The organism is Streptomyces hyderabadensis (genome assembly GCF_020404845.1).
Classification (GTDB): Bacteria; Actinomycetota; Actinomycetes; order Streptomycetales; family Streptomycetaceae; genus Streptomyces; species Streptomyces hyderabadensis.
The window spans coordinates 72,658-92,379 of the sequence record NZ_JAIOJZ010000016.1; the positions used below are offsets into that span (position 1 = coordinate 72,658).

The 19,722-nt window shown below is 74.1% G+C and carries 22 protein-coding genes; 6 read left to right on the plus strand and 16 right to left on the minus strand.

Translation table 11 applies throughout. The features are described 5' to 3' along the window. Positions 1-39: 39 nt before the first annotated feature. The 3 genes from K7854_RS14860 to K7854_RS14870 form a co-directional block, all read right to left on the minus strand. On the minus strand, positions 40-1,194 hold the full coding sequence (locus K7854_RS14860; RefSeq protein WP_226026960.1) for an ROK family transcriptional regulator: 1,155 nt from the start codon (positions 1,192-1,194) through the stop codon (positions 40-42). Between the two features lie 99 nt (positions 1,195-1,293). Next, positions 1,294-1,956, minus strand: coding sequence for a response regulator transcription factor (locus tag K7854_RS14865; RefSeq protein WP_226026961.1), 663 nt, complete (start codon positions 1,954-1,956; stop codon positions 1,294-1,296). Positions 1,957-1,970: 14 nt separating this feature from the next. Next, entirely contained in the window at positions 1,971-3,131 is a 1,161-nt protein-coding gene (locus tag K7854_RS14870; RefSeq protein ID WP_226026962.1) for a sensor histidine kinase, read from the minus strand. A gap of 107 nt (positions 3,132-3,238) precedes the next feature. On the opposite strand from K7854_RS14870, the gene K7854_RS14875 reads away from it, so the two are divergent. From K7854_RS14875 to K7854_RS14885, 3 genes are all read left to right on the plus strand, one after another. Continuing rightward, positions 3,239-4,159 (plus strand): ABC transporter ATP-binding protein, encoded by a 921-nt coding sequence (locus K7854_RS14875; protein WP_226026963.1) that lies wholly within the window; start codon positions 3,239-3,241, stop codon positions 4,157-4,159. Positions 4,160-4,161: 2 nt separating this feature from the next. Next, on the plus strand, positions 4,162-4,887 hold the full coding sequence (locus tag K7854_RS14880) for an ABC transporter permease (RefSeq protein ID WP_226026964.1): 726 nt from the start codon (positions 4,162-4,164) through the stop codon (positions 4,885-4,887). Between the two features lie 62 nt (positions 4,888-4,949). Beyond that, positions 4,950-5,390, plus strand: a complete 441-nt coding sequence (locus K7854_RS14885) for a hypothetical protein (protein ID WP_226026965.1) — start codon at positions 4,950-4,952, stop codon at positions 5,388-5,390. A gap of 9 nt (positions 5,391-5,399) precedes the next feature. On the opposite strand, the gene mug is transcribed toward K7854_RS14885, so the two are convergent. The 7 genes from mug to K7854_RS14920 all read right to left on the minus strand — a co-directional run bounded on the left by mug (position 5,400) and on the right by K7854_RS14920 (position 12,288). Continuing rightward, a complete protein-coding gene (mug, locus tag K7854_RS14890) occupies positions 5,400-5,933 on the minus strand; it encodes a G/U mismatch-specific DNA glycosylase (protein WP_264087321.1) in 534 nt (177 codons plus the stop codon). 20 nt (positions 5,934-5,953) lie between these two features. Continuing rightward, entirely contained in the window at positions 5,954-7,396 is a 1,443-nt protein-coding gene (gene purB / locus K7854_RS14895) for an adenylosuccinate lyase (protein ID WP_226026966.1), read from the minus strand. 86 nt (positions 7,397-7,482) lie between these two features. Next, entirely contained in the window at positions 7,483-8,265 is a 783-nt protein-coding gene (locus K7854_RS14900; RefSeq protein WP_226026967.1) for an SGNH/GDSL hydrolase family protein, read from the minus strand. 94 nt (positions 8,266-8,359) lie between these two features. Then, complete coding sequence (locus K7854_RS14905; RefSeq protein WP_226026968.1) at positions 8,360-9,373, minus strand: hemolysin family protein; 1,014 nt, start codon at positions 9,371-9,373, stop codon at positions 8,360-8,362. After that, positions 9,370-10,791: a hemolysin family protein gene (locus K7854_RS14910; RefSeq protein WP_226026969.1), complete on the minus strand. Its 1,422-nt coding sequence runs from the start codon at positions 10,789-10,791 to the stop codon at positions 9,370-9,372. Before K7854_RS14910 ends, K7854_RS14905 begins: the two co-directional genes overlap by 4 nt. A gap of 67 nt (positions 10,792-10,858) precedes the next feature. Continuing rightward, entirely contained in the window at positions 10,859-11,299 is a 441-nt protein-coding gene (locus K7854_RS14915) for a GNAT family N-acetyltransferase (RefSeq protein WP_226026970.1), read from the minus strand. A 98-nt stretch (positions 11,300-11,397) separates the two neighbouring features. Then, the gene (locus tag K7854_RS14920; protein ID WP_226026971.1) at positions 11,398-12,288 is read right to left on the minus strand and encodes an LLM class F420-dependent oxidoreductase; all 891 of its coding nucleotides are present in this window, start codon (positions 12,286-12,288) and stop codon (positions 11,398-11,400) included. Positions 12,289-12,407: 119 nt separating this feature from the next. On the opposite strand from K7854_RS14920, the gene K7854_RS14925 reads away from it, so the two are divergent. Both K7854_RS14925 and K7854_RS14930 read left to right on the plus strand, forming a co-directional pair. Next, the gene (locus K7854_RS14925) at positions 12,408-12,635 is read left to right on the plus strand and encodes a toxin-antitoxin system HicB family antitoxin (RefSeq protein ID WP_226026972.1); all 228 of its coding nucleotides are present in this window, start codon (positions 12,408-12,410) and stop codon (positions 12,633-12,635) included. A 19-nt stretch (positions 12,636-12,654) separates the two neighbouring features. Further along, the gene (locus tag K7854_RS14930; protein ID WP_226026973.1) at positions 12,655-13,029 is read left to right on the plus strand and encodes a fic family toxin-antitoxin system, toxin component; all 375 of its coding nucleotides are present in this window, start codon (positions 12,655-12,657) and stop codon (positions 13,027-13,029) included. A 25-nt stretch (positions 13,030-13,054) separates the two neighbouring features. Here the strand turns inward: K7854_RS14930 and K7854_RS14935 are convergent, their stop codons facing one another. From K7854_RS14935 to bioB, 4 genes are all read right to left on the minus strand, one after another. Next, on the minus strand, positions 13,055-13,732 hold the full coding sequence (locus tag K7854_RS14935) for a class I SAM-dependent methyltransferase (protein WP_226026974.1): 678 nt from the start codon (positions 13,730-13,732) through the stop codon (positions 13,055-13,057). A gap of 259 nt (positions 13,733-13,991) precedes the next feature. Further along, positions 13,992-14,708 carry a dethiobiotin synthase gene (gene bioD, locus K7854_RS14940; RefSeq protein ID WP_226026975.1) on the minus strand — a complete coding sequence of 239 codons (717 nt, stop codon included), beginning with the start codon at positions 14,706-14,708 and terminating at the stop codon, positions 13,992-13,994. A gap of 1 nt (position 14,709) precedes the next feature. Further along, on the minus strand, positions 14,710-15,996 hold the full coding sequence (locus K7854_RS14945; protein ID WP_226026976.1) for an adenosylmethionine--8-amino-7-oxononanoate transaminase: 1,287 nt from the start codon (positions 15,994-15,996) through the stop codon (positions 14,710-14,712). After that, on the minus strand, positions 15,989-17,224 hold the full coding sequence (gene bioB / locus K7854_RS14950) for a biotin synthase BioB (RefSeq protein WP_226026977.1): 1,236 nt from the start codon (positions 17,222-17,224) through the stop codon (positions 15,989-15,991). Before bioB ends, K7854_RS14945 begins: the two co-directional genes overlap by 8 nt. A 150-nt stretch (positions 17,225-17,374) precedes the next feature. On the opposite strand from bioB, the gene K7854_RS14955 reads away from it, so the two are divergent. Next, entirely contained in the window at positions 17,375-18,502 is a 1,128-nt protein-coding gene (locus K7854_RS14955; protein ID WP_226026978.1) for an 8-amino-7-oxononanoate synthase, read from the plus strand. Positions 18,503-18,543: 41 nt separating this feature from the next. On the opposite strand, the gene K7854_RS14960 is transcribed toward K7854_RS14955, so the two are convergent. Together K7854_RS14960 and K7854_RS14965 are read right to left on the minus strand one after the other, a co-directional pair. Then, a complete protein-coding gene (locus K7854_RS14960; protein WP_226026979.1) occupies positions 18,544-18,786 on the minus strand; it encodes a DUF397 domain-containing protein in 243 nt (80 codons plus the stop codon). Between the two features lie 9 nt (positions 18,787-18,795). Next, entirely contained in the window at positions 18,796-19,656 is an 861-nt protein-coding gene (locus tag K7854_RS14965) for a helix-turn-helix domain-containing protein (RefSeq protein ID WP_226026980.1), read from the minus strand. Positions 19,657-19,722: the final 66 nt, after the last annotated feature.

Here is a 19,722-nt window from a genome sequence, read left to right on the forward strand (position 1 = left end):
ACGCCACCGGCCCCCCGCCGGTGGCGGGACGCCGACGGGTCAGCGGCGGGCCGTCGCACCCTCCACCGCGAACAGCTGCTCCTCGACATGGTCGAGGGCCAGCCGCAGCGCCCCCGTCGCCACGGCGGCCTCCCCGAGCAGGGACAGGGCCACGCGCGGCGGGCGCAGGCAGTAGCGGGCCAGCTCCCGCCGCAAGGGCTCCAGCACGCCGTCCAGCCCGGCCGCCCAGCCGCCGATGACGACCATCTCGGGATCGAGCGCCAGCGCCAGTGCCGCCACGTCGTGCACCAGCCGCTGGATGAAGCGCTCGACGGCCGCGCGGGCCCGCTCGTCGCCCTCCCGGGCCTCGGCGAAGACCTTGGCCACCGCCTGCTCGTCCAGCGGGTGCAGCGGCTGGTCCGTGGTGGACAGCAGCGTCTCCGGCGTCACGTCCCGGCCCAGCAGGTGCAGCGCGCCGATCTCCCCGGCCGCCCCGCCGTACCCGCGGTGCAGCCGCCCGCCGATCAGCGCCCCCGCCCCCGGACTGAGCCCGGCCAGCACGAACACGATGTCGTCGCTCTCGGTGGCGGCGCCCTTCCAGTGCTCGGCCACCGCCGCCGCGTTCGCGTCGTTCTCCACCAGCACCGGGCACTTGAAGGAACGGCTCAGCCGCTCACCCAGACCGAGCCCCGTCCACCCCGGCAGCGCCGTGCCCAGCCGCACCGTGCCGTCCGCCTCGACGATGCCGGGCGTGGCCGCGCCGACCGCCCGCAGCGAGCCGCGCGCCACCCCGGCCCGGCGCAGCAGCTCGGCGACGGCCGTGCGCAGCCGCTCCAGCCGCTCGTCGGCCGGCGCGTCCTCGGCCACGTCCTTGGCCTGGGCCCCGATCACCCGGCCGTCCAGGCCCGACAGGAGCGCGGCGACGCGGTGCGGGCCGATCTCCAGGCCCAGCAGGTGTCCCGCCTCCGCCCGGAACCGGAACCGCCGGGCGGGCCGCCCCTGCCGCCGGGCCGTACCCTCGTCGGCGGCCGCCTCGACGACCAGGCCGGCCTCGATCAGCCCCTCGACGACCCCCTCGACGGTCGGCCGGGACAGCCCCGTCACCCGGGTGATCTCGGTCAGCGTCGCGGAGTCCGTCGCACGCAACGCGTGCAGCACCACGGCGGAATTGATCCTCCGCAACAGCGACGGGTCCCCGCCGGTCAGGCCTGCCACGGTCCGTCCTCCCAGCTCGTGCGCGTGTTGGCCGGATGGTACTCGGCCGCTCCGACCCCGGCGAGTTCCGGCCTCCGTTTCCCGGTCCGCCGGGCGTCCTCACCCGGGCGCCACGAACCCCGACTCGTACGCCGTGATCACCGCCTGAGTGCGGTCCCGCGCCCCGAGCTTCGCCAGTACGGCGCTCACATGCGACTTCACCGTCTCCGTGCCGACCACCAGCCGCGCGGCGATCTCCGCGTTCGACAACCCGCGCGCCATCAGCCGCAGCACCTCGCCCTCCCGCTCGGTCAGCCGGGCCCGTGCCAACGCGGCGCGGGCCGCCCGGTTCCCGCCGCCGTCGCCGTACTCGGCGGCCAACTGCCGTACCGAGGCCGGGAACAGCAGGGACTCGCCCTCGGCGATCAACCGCACCGCGTGCACGATCTCGGCCGGGCGGGCGCGCTTGAGCAGGAAGCCGTCGGCGCCCGCGCGCAGCGCCTCGTACACGTACTCGTCATTCTCGAAGGTCGTCACCACGAGGATCTTCGGCGGGTCCGCCACCGTCCGCAGCAACGCGCGCGTGGCCTCGATGCCGTCCAGCAAGGGCATCCGGACGTCCATGGCGACCACGTCCGGCCGGGTCTGCCGCACCAGCGGAACGACCGCCGCCCCGTCGGCCGCCTCGCCGACCACCTCGATGTCCGGCTGCGCCTCCAGCACCGCCCGCAGACCGGCGCGCACCAGGGGTTCGTCGTCGACGAGGAGCACTCTGAGCGGCATCCGCCCAGCGTAGATCAGCCCGGTGGCAGCTCGACGCGTACCTCCCAGTCACCGGCGCCGTCCGGGCCGGTGTGCGCCCGTCCGCCCAGCAGCGCGGCCCGCTCGCGTATCCCGCGCAGTCCGCTGCCGCGACCGGGCGCGGCCCTCCCGTCCGGCAACGGGTTGCGCACCTCCAGAGTGAGCGTGCCGTCCGCGACCCGGACGCGCACCCGGGCCGGCACGGCACCCGCGTGCCGCAGCACATTGGTCAGCGCCTCCTGGAGGATGCGGTAGCCCTCGCGCGAGACCGGACCCGGCAGGGTCTCCAGCGGGCCGGTGACCTCGGCGTCGACCTTGGCGCCGGAGGCCCGGGCGGACTCCAGGAGGCGGTCGGCGTCCGCGAGCGTCGGCCGGGCGCTCACCGGCCGCTCCGCCTCCCGCAGGACGCCGAGGACCCGTTCCAGATCCTCCAGCGCGGCCCGCCCGGTCTCCTCGATCGCGGTCAGCGCGCGGTCGGTGAACTCCGGGCTGTTCGCCGCGCGGGCGGCCCCCGCCTGGACGACGGCGACGGTCAGCGCGTGGCCGATGGAGTCGTGCAGCTCGCGGGCGATGCGGTTGCGTTCCAGGAGCTGCTCGGTTCGCTCCTCCAGGGCGGTGAGCCGCTCGGCGGCGGAGGGACCGAGCAGCGCACGGGCCCCGGCCGTGGCCAGCGCGCCGAGGCCGACCACGGCGCCGTACAGGGCGAGGAGGGGGAGCGGTGCGAGGAGCGCGTACGCCCAGTGCGGCGCGGTGTCCCGCAGCACCGGGATGTCGTCGACCCGGCGACCCGCGGCGTGCCGGACCAGTTCGACGGTGAGGATCGGCAGCCAGACGCAGGCACCCGCGGTCAGCAGTCCCAGGACGAGCCGGCATTGCATCCACACCACCGTGCGCAGCCGGTCCCGCCCGGTCGCCGACGGGGCCACCGAGAAGCCGCCGTCCCCCTGACCCGGCGTGAGGAGCCACCGGGCCTGCACGCCCTCGCCGGTTCGCACCGCCGGAATGAGACCGACCGGAAGCAACAGGGCCGCCGGCACCCAGATGCTGGATTCGCCGTCGATGAGCACCCAGACGCTCACGATCAGCATCGGCACCCACAGGTACACGAACCGTGTGTAAGTAGCCCCCCGGAACAGCGGGCGCAGGAAGCGGACCATTCGCCCATCGTGCCAGCCGCAACCGACACCCGGCTCCCCCGCGCGGGGGAGGCGGTCTCCACCGGCGGGGGAGGCCAACGCCCCGCCCCGACCGGCACGCTGCTGCCATGACCAGCATCGACGTCCAGCACCTCACCAAGGAGTACGGCACCCGACGAGCCGTCGACGACCTCACCTTCACCGTGCGCCCCGGCCGCGTCACCGGCTTCCTCGGCCCCAACGGCGCCGGCAAGTCCACCACCATGCGGCTCGTCCTGGGACTGGACCGGCCCACCTCCGGGACCGCGACCGTCGGCGGACGCGCCTACACCACCCTGCAGGAGCCGCTGCGGCAGGTCGGCGCCCTGCTCGACGCGGACGCCGCCCACGGCTCCCGCACCGCCCGGAACCACCTGCGCGTCCTTGCGGCGAGCAACCGCGTCCCCGCGCGGCGGGTCGACGAGGTGATGGAGGAGACGGGCATCGCGTCCGTGGCCCGCCGCCGGGTGAAGACGTTCTCCCTGGGCATGCGCCAGCGGCTGGGCATCGCCGCCGCGCTGCTGGGCGATCCCGAAGTGGTGATGCTGGACGAGCCGTCCAACGGGCTGGACCCCGAGGGCATCATCTGGATCCGCGAACTGCTGCGCCGGATGGCGGCCGAGGGGCGCACCGTCCTGGTCTCCAGTCACCTGATGAACGAGACCGCGTCCTTCGCCGACCACCTGGTCGTCCTCGGCCGGGGCCGCCTGCTGGCCGACACGCCGATGCGGGAGTTCATCGACGCGCGCGTGCGGCCACGGGTGCGCGTCCGGACGCCGGACGCGACCGCGCTGAAGGCCGCCCTCGCCCGGCACGGCCACGACGCCGTGGAACACGCCGACGGCCACTGGACCGTGCCCGACGCGCGCGTGGAGGACATCGGCCGGATCGTGTCCGGCGCGGGCGTGTCCGTCCTCGAACTGGCCGCGGACGAAGGCACGCTGGAACAGGCCTACCTCGACCTGACCGCCACCGAGACCGAGTTCACCGCACAGCCCCAGGAGGCCTGACCATGAACCTCACGCCCGTCCTGCGCGCGGAGGCGCTCAAGGTGCTCACCCTGCGCTCGCTGTGCGGCACCCTGCTGGCACTGTTCGCCGCCACCACGGCGTTCTCCGCGCTGGCGGGGGTGTCCGACACCTCCGCCCCGGACTTCGACCCGCTGTTCATGGCCCTGTCCGGGGTCATGCCGGGCCAGATCGCGGCCATCGCCTTCGGAGCCGTCGTCGTCTCCAGCGAGTACCAGGGCAACGGGATCCGGCTCACCCTGGCCGCGGTTCCGCAGCGGGGCCGGTGGTTCGCGGCGAAGCTGGCGGTCGTCGCCGTACCGGTGCTCGCGGTGGGGCTGGTCACCGCGCTCGCCGCGCTGCTCGCCGCGCGTGCGGGCCTCGGCACGGCGGCGGACGGACTCACCGTCGGCGAGCAGGTCCGCGGCGTCGTGGGCGGCGGGATCTACCTCATGCTCATGGCCCTGTTCGCGGCCGGGCTCACCGCCCTGTTCCGCAGTGGCGTGGCCACCCTGTCCACCCTGATCCCGTTCATCCTCATCGTCTCCTTCGTGATCGGGGACGCGGCGGGCACCGTCGCCGACTTCCTGCCGGACAAGGCGGGCCAGATCGCCCTGTACCGGACGTACGACGGGACCCTGGGACCCTGGACGGGGCTCGCGGTGACCGCGCTGTGGGCCGCGGTCGCGCTCCTGGCCGGATTCTGGCGGCTGCGCCGCCGCGACGCCTGACCACGGTTCGCAGGCCGGCTGACGCCCCGCCAATTGTCAGTGGCGGCGGGTTTACTGGACGCATGAACATCGCGCGGCACCTCGCCCTCGTCGACGAGCTGTGCTTCCGGCCCTTCCCGGCGGAGCACGGCCCGTCGGACGGGGGCACCGCGGGTCCCGGGTACTTCACCGCGGTGCTGGAGGGCAGCCGCGGCCTCGGCGGCCGGGACCCCGGGGAGCGGGCGGCGACGGTCGAGCAGTACGAGAAGGACAGGGACGCCCTGTACGAACGACTCGCCCGGCGCTGGGGCGAGACCGCCCCGTTCAACCTGCAGACGGTCCTGCTGCGGACCGAGCGGGAGGAGATACCCGAGCCGTGGGCGGACCTGAGTGCCCGGGCGCGGGTGGCGTACCTGTGGGAGGCCGAGGGCACCGGCCGCTGGGTCGCGGTGGCCGTCGCCGACCGCGACGACACGGACGAGGTGCGGCTGCTGGCGGTGGTCACCCAGGAGGCGCCGCCCTGAGCGTCCCGCCTACGCCTGCGGCCGTGGCTCCGCCGCGACCCGCAGCCGGGCGAATTCCTCCGCCATCGTCTGCGCCGTCCAGTGCGCGTTGAGCCCGCTCGGGTTCGGCAGCACCCACACCCGGGTGTCGCCGAAGGTCCGCTCCTGGGGCCCCACCCGGGCCTTCGGTTCGTCGAACGCGGCCCGGTACGCGGTGACACCCACCACCGCCAGCCAGCCGGGCCGCAGCCGCGCCACCTTCCGCGCCAGCAGCCGTCCGCCCTCCCGGTACTCCTCGGCGGTCAGCTCGTCCGCCCGCGCGCTGGCCCGCGCCACGACGTTCGTGATGCCGAGCCCGTACGACGGCAGCTCACCCTGCTCCGACGGCTTCAGCAGCCGGGGCGTGAATCCGGACAGGTGCAGGACCGGCCAGAAGCGGTTGCCGGGGCGGGCGAAGTGGTGGCCCGTCGCCGCCGTCATCAGACCGGGGTTGATGCCGCAGAACAGCACGCGGAGGCCGTCCGCGACGACGTCCGGTACGAGACGGTCGCGGGCGGCCTCCAGCTCGGCCCGGGTGAAGCGGGTCAGAGGATCGCCCCGGGGGTGTAGCCCGCGGCCTCCGGGTGCCGCTTGACGATCTCCTCGATCCGGGCGACGACGGCACCGACCTGGTCGGCCGCGGCACCGGTGAAGGAGAGCTTGTCCGCCATCAGGGCGTCCAGGGCGGCACGGTCCAGCGGGATGCGGTCGTCGGCGGCCAGCTTGTCCAGCAGCTCGTTGCGCTCGGCACCCTGCTCGCGCATGGCCAGCGCGGAGGCGACCGCGTTCTCCTTGATGGCCTCGTGCGCGACCTCGCGGCCGACCCCGGCGCGCACCGCGCCCATCAGCACCTTGGTGGTGGCCAGGAACGGCAGGTAGCGGTCCAGCTCCCGGGCCACGACGGCCGGGAAGGCGCCGAACTCGTCGAGCACGGTCAGGAAGGTCTCCAGCAGCCCGTCGAGGGCGAAGAACGCGTCGGGGAGGGCCACGCGGCGCACCACCGAGCAGGACACGTCGCCCTCGTTCCACTGGTCGCCCGCCAGCTCGCCGGTCATCGAGGCGTAGCCGCGCAGGATCACCATCAGGCCGTTGACGCGCTCGCAGGAGCGGGTGTTCATCTTGTGCGGCATCGCGGACGAGCCGACCTGGCCGGGCTTGAAGCCCTCGGTGACCAGCTCGTGCCCGGCCATCAGCCGGATGGTCTTGGCCAGCGAGGACGGCGCCGCCGCCAGCTGCACCAGCGCGGTGACGACCTCGTAGTCCAGGGAGCGCGGGTAGACCTGCCCGACCGAGGTGAAGGCCTCGGAGAAGCCCAGGTGCTCCGCGATCCGCCGCTCCAGCTCGGCGAGCCTGCCCGCGTCGCCGCCGAGCAGGTCCAGCATGTCCTGGGCGGTGCCGACCGGGCCCTTGATGCCGCGCAGCGGGTAGCGGCCCAGCAGCTCCTCCACCCGGCCGTAGGCGACCAGCAGCTCGTCGGCGGCGGTGGCGAAACGCTTGCCCAGCGTCGTGGCCTGCGCGGCGACGTTGTGCGAGCGGCCGGCCATCACCAGTTCGCCGTACTCGCCGGCCAGCTTGCCGAGGCGGGCCAGGACGGCCACCGAGCGGTCCCGGATCAGCTCCAGCGAGAGCCGGACCTGCAGCTGCTCCACGTTCTCCGTGAGGTCGCGGGAGGTCATGCCCTTGTGCACGTGCTCGTGCCCGGCGAGGTCGTTGAACTCCTCGATCCGCGCCTTCACGTCGTGCCGCGTGACCTTCTCGCGCTCGGCGATCGAGGCCAGGTCGACCTGGTCCAGGACGCGCTCGTAGTCGGCGAGCGCGGCGTCGGGCACCTCGATGCCGAGGTCCTTCTGGGCGCGCAGCACGGCGAGCCAGAGCTGCCGCTCCAGCCTCACCTTCTGCTCGGGCGACCAGAGCGTGGCGAGCTCGGCGGAGGCGTAGCGTCCGGCGAGGACGTTCGGGATTCGGGGCTTGGCGGGAGCGGAAGTCACGTGGACGGATTCTACTGGCGATTCGTGCAGGTCGGCGCCGCGGGGCCGTTCGTCGGAAGCTACGAAGGGGCCTGCGGCGCCGGGGATCACCGCGCGGGGTCCTCGTAGGGGAGCAGGTCCGGACGCTTGGGCGGCAGGCCGTCCCCGGACGAGCGGCCGGTCAGCCGGCGGCCTATCCAGGGCAGCAGGTGCTGCCGGGCGAACCGGACGTCGGCGGTCCGGCGGGCCGTCCAGCCCGGCGGCGGGGTCGGCGGGACCGGAGCGTGCCAGTCGGGGTCCTCGGGCTCGTGGCCGAGCGACTGCCACACGGCCTCGGCGACCCGGCGGTGCCCCTCGGCGGTCAGGTGCAGCCGGTCCACGTCCCACAGGCGCGGATCGGCCAGCGACTTGGCGCCGTACAGGTCCACGACCACGGCGCCGTGCCGCTCGGACAGGTCGTCGACGATCGCGAACAGCGCCTCCATGCGCGGCCGGAACCGCTCCAGCACGGGACCCTGGCGGCCGGGGCTGCGCATCAGGACGAGCTGCTTGCAGCTCGGCGCCAGCCGTTCCACCGCCTGCGTGAGCAGGTCCCGCACCCGGGCCATGTCGCACTTGGGGCGCAGCGTGTCGTTGAGCCCGCCGACCAGCGTGATCACGTCGGCGCCCATGGCCGCGGCCACGTCCACCTGCTCGTCGACGATCTGGCCGATCAGCTTGCCGCGCACCGCCAGGTTGGCGTACCGGAAGCCGGGGGTGCGGGCCGCCATCCGGGCGGCGAGGAGGTCGGCCCAGCCCCGGTAGGAGCCGTCGGGCAGCAGGTCCGACATGCCCTCGGTGAAGGAGTCGCCGACGGCGACGAGACTGGTGTACGCGGGGTTCGTCTGCATGGCGACGGAAATGGTATCGCCTGTGTCCCCTGCACATACCCACCGGTCGGTCGCCCTCCGGTGCTCCGGTCCGCGGGCCCGGGAGGCGGCGGGCTCAGGTCCGTTGCCCGAACAGCTCCCGCAGGACGTCCTCCATGGTCACCAGACCGGCCAGCCGTCCGTCGGAGCCGAGCACCGCCGCCAGGTGGGTACGGCTGCGCCGCATGGCGGTCAGTACGTCGTCCAGCGGGGTGCGCTCGCGCACCCGGGCGATGGGCCGCATGTCCCGCAGGCGGAACGGCAGGTCGCGCGGCGAGGCGTCCAGGGCGTCCTTCACGTGCAGGTAGCCGACGATCCGCCGCCCGTCGTCCACCACGGGGAAGCGGGAGAACCCCGACTGCGCCGACAGCCGCTCCAGCTGCTCCGGGGTGATGCCCACGCGCGCGTGGACGACGCGTTCCAGCGGCAGCACCACGTCCCGCACGGGCCGGCGTCCCAGCTCCAGGGCGTCGTACAGCCGCTCCCTGGCCCGGTCGTCGATCAGCCCGGCCTCCCCGGCGTCCTTGACGATCTGGGCCAGCTCCGCGTCCGTGAACGTCGCCGCCACCTCGTTCTTGGCCTCGACCCTGAGCAGCTTGAGCAGCCCGTTCGCGAAGGCGTTGACCGTGAAGATCACCGGACGCAGGGCCCGGGAGAGCGCCACCAGCGGCGGCCCGAGGAGCAGCGCGCTGCGCACCGGCTCGGCCAGCGCGATGTTCTTCGGCACCATCTCGCCCAGCAGCATGTGCAGATACGTCGCCAGCGCCAGGGCGATCACGAAGGACACCGCGTGCCCGGCGCCCGAGGGCACGCCCATCGCGTGGAACACCGGCTCCAGCAGATGCGCGATCGCCGGTTCCGCGACCACGCCGAGGACCAGCGTGCACAGCGTGATGCCCAGCTGCGCCGCCGCCAGCAGCGCCGACACGTGCTCAAGGCCCCACAGCACCCGCTTCGCCCGGGCGTCGCCCTCCTCGGCGTACGGCTCCACCTGGCTGCGGCGCACGGAGATCAGCGCGAACTCGGCGCCCACGAAGAACGCGTTGACGACCAGGGTCGCCAGACCGATCAGCAGCTGTACGGCGGTCACCGGCCGGCCTCCCCTTCGTCCTCCCCGCCGCCGGAACCACCGCGGGAACCGCCGCCGGAACCGGCGTCGGGCCGGTCGGTCCCGTCGGGGCTGTCCGCCGTGTCGGCGGTGTCGTCGAGAGGTGCGTGCATCAGCACCCGGGCGGCCCTGCGCCCCGTGGCGTCCACCACGTCCAGCCGCCAGCCGGCCACGTCGAGACTGTCGCCGACGACGGGGATGTGGCCGAGACCGGCCGCCACCAGCCCCGCGACCGTCTCGTACGGTCCCTCGGGCACCCGCAGCCCCAGCCGCTCCAGCCGGTCCACGCGGGCGGAGCCGTCCGCCCAGTACAGCGCGTGGCCCGCCTCGTCCGTGCCGGCCGGGTCCAGGTCGGGCGTCTCGTGCGGATCGTGTTCGTCCCGCACCTGGCCGACGACCTCCTCGACGATGTCCTCCAGCGTGGCCACCCCCGCCGTGCCCCCGTACTCGTCGATCACCACGGCCATGGTGCGCCGCCCGGAGAGCCGGTCCAGGAGCCGGTCCACGGTCAGCGACTCGGGGACGAGCAGCGGCTCGCGCATCAGGTCGGCGACCGGCATCCCGGGCCGCCGCTCGGCGGGCACCGCCAGCACGTCCTTGACGTGCGCCGTCCCGACCACGGCGTCGAGGCTGTCCCGGTAGACCGGGAACCGGGACAGCCCCGTCGCCCGCGTCGCGTTCGCCACGTCCTCGCACGTCGCCCTGGCGTCGAGGGCCACGACCTGGACCCGCGGGGTCATCACCTGCTGGGCCGTCAGATCGGCCAGGTTCAGCGTGCGCACGAACAACTCGGCGGTGTCCGCCTCCAGCGCCCCCTCCTTGGCGGAGTGCCGGGCGAGCGCCGCCAGCTCCTGCGGACCGCGCGCGGACGCCAGCTCCTCGGCGGGCTCTACACCGAAGCGGCGCACCACCCGGTTGGCGGTGTTGTTCAGGTGCGTGATGAAGGGCCGGAAGGCGGCGCTGAACCAGCGCTGCGGGCCGCCCACCCGCTTGGCCACGGCCAACGGCGAGGAGATCGCCCAGTTCTTCGGCACCAGCTCGCCGACGATCATCAGGAAGACCGTCGACAGGGCCGTGCCCAGCACCAGCGCCAGGGAGGACGCCGCCGAACGCGACACGCCCAGGTCCTCCAGCGGCCCCGCGATCAGCGCCGCGACCGACGGCTCGGCGAGCATGCCGACCACCAGATTGGTGACCGTGATGCCGAGCTGCGCGCCGGAGAGCTGGAAGGTCAGGTTCCGGACGCCCTTGAGGGCGCTCGCCGCGCCCCGCTCACCACGGGCCGCGGCCCGCTCCAGCTCGCCCCGTTCGACGGTGGTCAGCGAGAACTCGGCCGCGACGAAGGCGCCGCACGCGAGCGAGAGCAGGATCGCCACCAGCAGCAGGAGCACTTCGGTCATCGGGTCACCTCGGACCCATGATCGGCCAGGACCCGGAGGTTCGCCCGATGCTCAAGCCTTCAACCTTTCACTCCGCGGCCGCTCGGTCGCCGAGGTGCTTCACCCAGCGCCGCCACTGCTCCTGCGGCTCGTACCCGGCGGCCCGCCAGGCATGCCGGGCCCGCTCGTTGCGCACCAGCACCATCGCGTCCCCGCGGCGCCCGCCGAGCCGGACGAAGCGCTCCTCGGCCGCGTCGAGCAGGGCCGAGCCGATGCCCCGGCGCCGGTGGTCCGGGTGCACCGCCAGCCGGTACAGATGGCAGCGCCAGCCGTCGAAGCCCGCGATCACCGTGCCCACCAGCTCCCCGTCGCGCTCGGCCAGCAGCAAGGACTCCGGGTCGCGCGCCACCAGGCGCTCCACGCCCGCCCGGTCGTCGCTGATGCTCGTCCCCTCGGCGGCCGTCTTCCAGAAGGCCAGCACGGTGTCCAGGTCCTCGGGCCCGCCGGGCCGTATGCGCAGATCGGTCATGCCGCGATCCCACCACGCGTGCCGGAGCCCCGTGCGGTGATTCCGGCATGCGGACCGGCCCGGCCCCCGGCGTCGCGGCCGCGGCGCGCGGCGGGGGGTCAGTCCTCGCGCAGGGCCCGCAGCACCGGCGCGAAGGCCTCCATGAACGGCTCCAGCACCGTCAGATAGGTGAAGCCGTACCGCTCGCGCTGCGCCCGCACCTGCGCGGTGATCTGCTGCAGGGTGCCCGCCAGGAGGATCGGCAGCTCCAGCACCTGCTCCGGGGTGAGATGAGGGATGCGCTCCAGGTAGGGCCGGACGGCGGACTCGCGGTCCTCCGTGACGGCGACCATCTGTATGAGCAGGTTCAGCTCCGCCGGCTCCTTGCGGCCGGCGGCGAGCTCCCGGTACCGGGCGACGCGCTCGTCCAGCTCCTCGGCCGTGATCGGCGCCAGCCGGCCCGTCGTGCTGCCCCGCACGGTGCGCCCGCCGGTGAACGCGGCGACGTCCGCGTGCCGGGCGGTCAGCTCCAGCATCCGGTCGCCGTTCGCACCGATCAGCAGCGGCACCCCGGGGCGCTGCACGGGCCGGGGCAGGTGCTCCTCGTCGCCCAGCAGCCGCTCCAGCTCCTCCACCGTGCGCCGCAGATGGTCCACCCGCTCGCCCGGCGAGCCGAAGGCCAGTCCGGCGGTGTCGTGCTCCGCGCGTACGTAGCCGGTGCCGAGCCCGAGTTCCAGCCGCCCGCCGGTCAGCGCGTCGGTGGTCGCCACCTCCCGGGCCAGCAGCGCCGGATTCCAGAAGCCCGCGTTGAGCACGAACGTGCCCAGCCGGGGCCGTTCGGTGGCCCGGGCCGCGGCGACCAGGGCCGGGAACGGCGCCGGCATGCCGAGGTGGTCCGGCACCAGGATCACGTCGTAGCCGAGTTCCTCGGCCCGCCGGCACTTGGCGTCCCACTCGTCTGCGGGGGCGGCGCTCGTCAGGTTGACGCCGAAGCGGAACGGGCGCGACATGAACTCTCCTCACGCACAGGGGGCTTCCGGTCACGGCGAGTCAATCACTCCCGCGGCCGGAACGGGAAGACCGCCGAGCGCCCTTGCCGCTGCTAGCGCTCCGGCGCTAGCTTCGAGGTATGGCGAAGACCCAGAAGGCCCAGCTGAACGTGCGGGTGGACGAGGGCACCGCGCGGGCGGCCCGGGAGAAGGCCCTGGCCCGGGGCCTGAGCGTCAACCGCTACATCGAGGAACTGGTCCGGCAGGACACCGGCGAGGCCGGCCGCACCTTCGTCGAGGCCGCCGCCGACTTCATGCGGCAGTACGAGAAGGTGTTCGCCGAGGAGATCGCCGAGGGCCGTCGCTGAGCCGTCGCACACCCACCGGATGAACGACCTCACCATCGATCTCGCCTGGCTGCTGATGCTGGCCGAGCAGCGCACCCCCGGTGATCCGCAGGTCACCGACTGGGGAGCGCTGGTCGCCGCCGTCGCGCGCCACCGGGCCGAGATATTCGGCACGCCCGTGTACGACACCCCGCACGCCCGCGCCGCCGCGCTGCTCCAGCTGCTGATCCACGTCCCGGCGCTGGAACGCTCCAACGCCCTGTTCGCCTCCGCGGTCGCCTACGCCTACCTGGTCGCCAGCGGGGTGCGGGTCGCCACCACGCCCGAACGGGTGCGTGACCTCGCGTTGCTGGTGAAGAAGGGCGAGGCGTCGGTCGAGGAGATCGCGGACGAGCTGCGCGGCTGGAGCGGGTGACGGCGGCGCAGATCGGGCCCGCCGGTCAGGACGGGCGCCAGGCCGTGCCCAGGACGCAGTACGAACTCGGCAGGGCCGGACCGTTCTCCGGCATCATCACCTGCCGGTAGGGCCCGAGCGTGAAGCCCGCGTCCCGCAGCGCGGCCACCGGTTCGCGCGAGAGGTGGCAGCCGCCGGACAGGGGAGGCCACAGCGTCCGGTCGAGCGCGCGCTGGGTGGCGGTCATCACCCGCCCGCCGCCCAGGCCGTGCTCGAAGAACCGCAGCTGTCCGCCCGGCCGCAGGACCCGCCGCAGCTCCGCGAGCGCGCGGGGCACGTCCCGGACGCTGCACAGTACCAGCGAGAGCACGGCCGCGTCGAAGGCCTCGCTCTTGACCGGCAGGGCCTCCGCCGCACCCGGTGCCACGTCCACCGGCACCCCGGCGCGCTGCGCCGACTCCACCGCCAACTGACGCAGCACGCGCTCGGGTTCGATGGCGACGACCTCGGAGACGGTGCCCGGGTAGTGCGAGAAGTTCAGCCCGTTTCCCGCGCCGACCTCGATCACCCGCCCGGACAGCCCGGTGAGCATCCGTTCGCGTACCCGGGCCATGCCCATCCGGGTCTCGGCACTCACACTGAACCGGGCGTAGTAGCGGGCGAAGAGCGGATGGTGCACCGCGTCGTGCGGCACCCCGCGGGCCCGGGCGGATCGCAGCGGCATGGGACCTCCCTCACGAGGTGACGCCTCACCGCGATTGTCCCCCGCCCCGCCGCCCCGCACCCACCGCGCGAGCGACTCTCTCGGAGCGCCCCCTGACCGGCTCTGGCCCCGGGGCGCCCTCACTGCGGGCGTGGTCCGGTCCCGCCGACCGCCCACCGCCGGTCGGCGGGGCCCGCCCGCCGGCGGTCGGCGAGGGGCCGGACCTGCCCGTTCGCCTGTCCTGGCCGGGGCCCGGGGCCGTGCGCCCCCAGGGGGACGGTCACGGAGCGTGCCGGGTGACGAAGGCGTCCGTGTCCCAGGTGCCGTCCAGCGCGGGCGCCAGCCAGTCGGGTGCCGACGAGCGGAAGGCCGCCGGGGAGAGGCTCCCCGCTCCGGCGGGCACGGCGCCGAGGAGGGGGGCGCCGGACACGTCCGGGAGGTCCGCGAGGTTGCAGCGGGCGGCGAGGTCCGGGGACCCCGGCCAGCTGCCGATCACCAGCCCCGGCAGCTCCAGGCCGCGGGAACGCAGCTCGCGCGCCGTCAGCTCCGTGGTGTTGAGCGTGCCCAGTCCCGGCGAGGTCACCACCAGCACCGGTGCGTCCAGGAGACCGGCGACGTCCGCCAGCGTCCCGCCGGCCGCGTCGAAGCGCACGAGCAGCCCGCCCGCGCCCTCGACCAGCACCAGGTCGTGTTCGGTGGCCAGTTTGGCCGCCGCCTCCGCGACCTCGCCGGGGCGCACCGGCGCCCGCCCGGCCCGGCGCGCGGCCGTGCCCGGCGCCAACGGCTCGGGGAACCTGGCCACTTCGGCGACCGTCACGTCACCCGCGAGCCGTGCCACCTCCTGGGCGTCCCCGGCCTCGTCCGGTCCGACCCCCGTCTGCGCGGCCTTCAGCACGGCCACCGACCGGCCGCCCGCCAGGGCCGTCGCGGCGACGGCGGCGGTCACGACCGTCTTGCCGACCTCCGTGCCCGTCCCCGTGATCACCAGTACCGGCATCTCATCCCTTCCGTGCCGCCGCGCACACCGCGCGGGCGATGCGGGCCACGTCCGCGTCGCCCGTGACGTACGGCGGCATCGTGTAGACCAGGTCGCGGAACGGGCGCAGCCACACGCCCTCGCGCACGGCCGCCTCCGTCGCCGCCCGCATGTCGACGGGGTGGTCCAGCTGCACCACCCCGATCGCGCCGAGCACCCGCACGTCGCGCACGCCCGGCAGCCCGGCGGCGGGCGCGAGCCCCTCGCCGAGGCCCGTCTCGATCCGCTTCACTTCCGCGCGCCAGTCCTGGCCGAGCAGCAGCCCGATCGACGCGCAGGCCACGGCCGCCGCCAGCGGATTGCCCATGAACGTCGGTCCGTGGGCCAGCACCGGCACCTCGCCGCGGGAGATGCCGTCGGCCACCCGCGACGTGCACAGCGTGGCCGCCATCGTCAGATAGCCGCCGGTCAGCGCCTTGCCCACGCACATCACGTCCGGCGTCACCGCCGCGTGCTCCGCCGCGAACAGCGCGCCGGTGCGCCCGAAGCCGGTCGCGATCTCGTCGAACACCAGCAGCACGTCGTGCGCGTCGCACGCCTCCCGCAGCACCCGCAGATACGCGGGGGAGTGGAAGCGCATCCCGCCCGCGCCCTGCACCACCGGCTCCACGATCACCGCGGCCAGTTCGCCGGCGTGCCGCTCGACCAGCGACCGCAGGTGGTCGGCGTACGCCTCCTCGTACTGCGCCGGGGGCGCGTCCGCGAAGACCTGGCGCGGCAGGACGCCGGACCACAGCTCGTGCATCCCGCCCTCCGGGTCGCACACCGACATGGGCTGCCAGGTGTCGCCGTGGTAGCCGCCGCGCCAGGTGAGCAGGCGTTGCTTGCCGGGACGGCCGAGCGAACGCCAGTACTGCAGGCACATCTTGACGGCGACCTCGACCGACACCGACCCGGAGTCGGCCAGGAACACGTGCTCCAGGCCTTCGGGTGACATGTCGACAAGGAGCTTCGCCAGCCGTACGGCGGGCTCGTGGGTGAGCCCGCCGAACATCACGTGGCTCATCCGCTCCAACTGCTCGCGCGCGGCCTCGTTCAGCACCGGGTGGTTGTAGCCGTGGATCGCCGACCACCAGGAGGACATCCCGTCGACCAGCTCCCCGGAGCCGTCGGCCGGCCGCAGCCGGACCCCGCTCGCCGACTCCACGACGAGCGGGTCCTGCCGGCCGGGCATGGGTCCGTACGGGTGCCAGACGTGCCGCCGGTCCAGCGCCAGCAGCTCGGCGACGTTCAACGCGGGCTCAGGCATTGGGCGCGAGGTCCGTCCCGGCCCCGCGGCGGCGCACCGCCACCAGGTCCGTACGGGGCTCCTTGGCGGGGCGCGGCCCGGTGGCGGCCGCGGGCGCGGTGGTGGCCGCGGGCGCAGGGGCGCACACCCCGCCGCCCGTGTGCGCGCCGCAGCCGCCACCGCTTCCGTGCGACCCGCATCCGCCGTCGCCCTCGTGCGCGCCGCAGCCGCCGTCCCGGGCGGCCGCGCGGTGCTCGGGCAGGGTGACCTCCCCGGCGCCCTCCACCTCGAAGCCGGCGTCCGCGATCATCTCCAGGTCGGCGTGGCCCGCCTGGCCCTCGCTGGTGAGGTAGTCGCCGAGGAAGATCGAGTTGGCCAGGTGCAGGGCGAGTGGCTGCATGGTGCGCAGGTGCACCTCGCGTCCGCCCGCGATGCGCACCTCGACGTCCGGGCAGACGAACCTCGTCATCGCCAGGATGCGCAGGCACCGCTGCGGGGTGAGGTGCCACTCCTTGGCCAGCGGCGTGCCCTCCATCGGGATCAGGAAGTTGACCGGCACCGAGTCCGGGTCCAGCTCGCGCAGCGAGAAGACCACGTCCACCAGGTCCTCGTCGCTCTCGCCCATGCCCGCGATGAGGCCCGAACACGCGGACAGTCCGGCCGCGTGCGCCTTGTGCACCGTGTCCACCCGGTCGGCGTACGTGTGCGTGGTCGTGATGTCCCCGTACGTTGCCTCGGAGGTGTTGAGGTTGTGGTTGTAGGCGTCGGCACCCGCCGCCCGCAGCCGCTCCGCCTGGCCGTCGGAGAGCAGCCCCAGGCAGGCGCAGACCTCGACGCCCTCGTTCTGCTCCTTGATGGCCTTGATGGTGTCGGAGACCCGGTCCACGTCCCGGTCGGTCGGACCGCGTCCGCTGGCCACCAGGCACACCCGCTTGGCACCCCCGGACACTCCCGCCGCGGCCGCTGCCGAGGCCTGGTCGGGCTTGAGCCAGGTGTACTTGAGGATCTCCGCCTTGGAGCCGAGCCGCTGCGAGCAGTAGGAGCAGTCCTCCGGGCACAGGCCCGACTTGAGGTTGACGAGGTAGTTGAGTTTCACCCGTCGGCCGAACCAGTGACGGCGCACCTTTCCGGCCGCGGCCACCACGTCGAGCACGTCGTCGTCGGAAGTGGCGAGGACGGCGAGCGCCTCCTCGCGGGTCGGCGCCTCGCGCCGAAGCCCCTTGTCCACCAGCGTGTTCAGCAGGTCCATGAGAGCCGATCCTGTCCTAAGGGGCCGTTCGCGGCCAAGGAGAGTTCGCACAACACTGACAGATCGACGTGTGGGTATTGCCACACCTCGCGGGGGTGGCCGGACCGCTAATGTCTGTTCATTGCCTACAAAACCCCGGAGGACCGCCCCATGGCGTTCGGCTGGATCGACGAGCAGGACCGGGCGCGCCGCGAGGCCGGGCTCGTACGGGTGCTGCGCCCCCGTCAGGCGGCGTCGCCGCTGCTGGACCTGGCGAGCAACGACTACCTGGGGCTGGCCCGGCATCCGGAGGTCGTCGAGGGGGCGGCCGCGGCCGCGCGGACCTGGGGCGGCGGCGCCACCGGCTCGCGGCTGGTGACCGGCACCACCGCGCTGCACACCGAACTCGAACGCGAACTGGCCGGGTTCTGCGGGTTCGAGGCCGCGCTGGTGTTCTCCTCCGGGTACGCGGCCAACCTCGCCGCGGTCACCGCGCTGGCACCGCACGGCAGCCTCGTCGTCTCCGACGCGGGCAACCACGCCTCGCTGATCGACGGCTGCCGGCTCGCCCGGGGCACCACGCAGGTCGTCGGGCACGCCGACCCGGACGCCGTGCGCAAGGCGCTGGCCACCCACGAGGGGCCCGCCGTGGCCGTCTCCGACACGGTGTTCTCGGTCGACGGCGACGCCGCGCCGCTGGCCGCGCTGGCCGACGCGTGCCGGGCGCACGGGGCCGGACTGGTGGTCGACGACGCCCACGGCCTGGGCGTACTCGGCGACGGCGGCCGGGGCGCCCCGCAGGGCGCGGGCCTCGCGGGCAGCGAGGACGTGGTCGTGACGGTCACGCTGTCCAAGTCGCTCGGCGCCCAGGGCGGCGCCGTGCTGGGCCCCGCCCGGGTGATCGACCACCTGGTCAACGCGGCCCGTACGTTCATCTTCGACACCGGACTCGCCCCCGCGGCGGCGGGGGCGGCCCTCGCGGCGCTCCGGCTGCTCGGCCGCGAACCGGAGCGTGCCGCGCGGGCCCGCGCCGTCGCCGCCGAACTGCACGCGCGCCTGACCGCCGCGGGCCTGGACGCGGTACGTCCGGACGCCGCGGTCGTCTCGGTGCGCGCACCCTCCCCGGAGGGGGCCGTACGGTGGGCGGCCGACTGCCGGGCGGCCGGCCTGGCCGTGGGCTGCTTCCGCCCTCCTTCGGTGCCCGACGGCATCTCACGGCTCAGACTGACCGCTCGCGGGGACCTCTCCCGGGAACAGATCGAGCGCGCTGTACGGGTGATCGGCGACACGCGGCCATGAGTCGGCGGGACACGGCCGTGCGCCGTCCGGTGTACGGCGGGTCAGCCGCGGTGGACTGCGGCGGTGAACGTCGTCCAGCTCTCGGGGGAGAAGAGCAGGGCGGGCCCGGCCGGGTTCTTGGAGTCGCGCACCGCGAGCAGTCCGGCCCAGCGGTCGGCCGACGGACGGGCCGTCTCCACGCAGTTGTTCGCTCCGGTGCTGTAGCTGCTGCGCAGCCACCGCGCACCGGTCATATCGGTGCTGACAGGGATGTTCCGGGGACGTTCGGACAGGGAGCCTGACATGGTGCCTCCTTACGCGCCTGCCGCGGTCGCGGCGATGAAGTCCAACGAGTCCTCGGGCGAAAGGGCATGGATCAGAAGGGCGTTGAAGGCCTCGGTGTAGGCCTCTAGGTCTTCTTTCCGTTCGAGATGCAGGCTACTCGTCAAGTGGTCGAGAACAACCACGTCCAGATCAGAAGTGCTCGAAAAGGAGAAGATTACGAAAGGGCCGGTGACACCGATGTGCGCCCCGGCGGCAAACGGCAGGACCTGGAGGCGGACATGGGGGAGTCGCGCGGCCTCGACCAGCCGGGCCAGTTGACGGGCCATCACCCCGGGACCGCCCACCTCCCGGCGCAGCACGGCCTCGTCCAGGACCGCGCTCAGCTCCAGCGGCGGCTCGCCGCGCAGCACGTCCTGCCGGGCCAGCCGGACCTCCACCAGCGTGTCCAGCCGGTCGGCCGGCATGCCGTCCACCGCGGCCCGCGTCACCGCGCGGGCGTACTCCGGTGTCTGGAGCAGCCCGGGGACCACCGTGGTCTCCAGCGTGCGCATCGCGCTGGCCTGCGACTCCAGGCTGATGAAGTCGCGGTACGTCGGTGGCAGCACGCCGCGGTAGGCGTGCCACCAGTGGTTGCGTCCCGCCGCGTCCTCGGAGCGCGCCAGCGTCACCAGCAGCCCCAGCAGCTGCTCGTCGTCCACACCGTAGGCGTCCAGCAGTAACCGCACGTCGGAGGGTTTGGCCCCGCTCGTCCCCGTCTCGATCCGGCTGATCTTCGACTGGTGCCAGCCCACGAGCCGGGCCGCCTCACCGCTGGTGATGCCCGCCGACGTGCGCAGGGCGCGCAGTTCCGCGCCCAGCTTCCGGCGGCGCACCACGGGACCGTGCTGCATGGGACAACTCCCCTACTCCTTATGAGCCGCCCGAATACGCTCTGCCGTCGCAGAGTTCACCGCTTC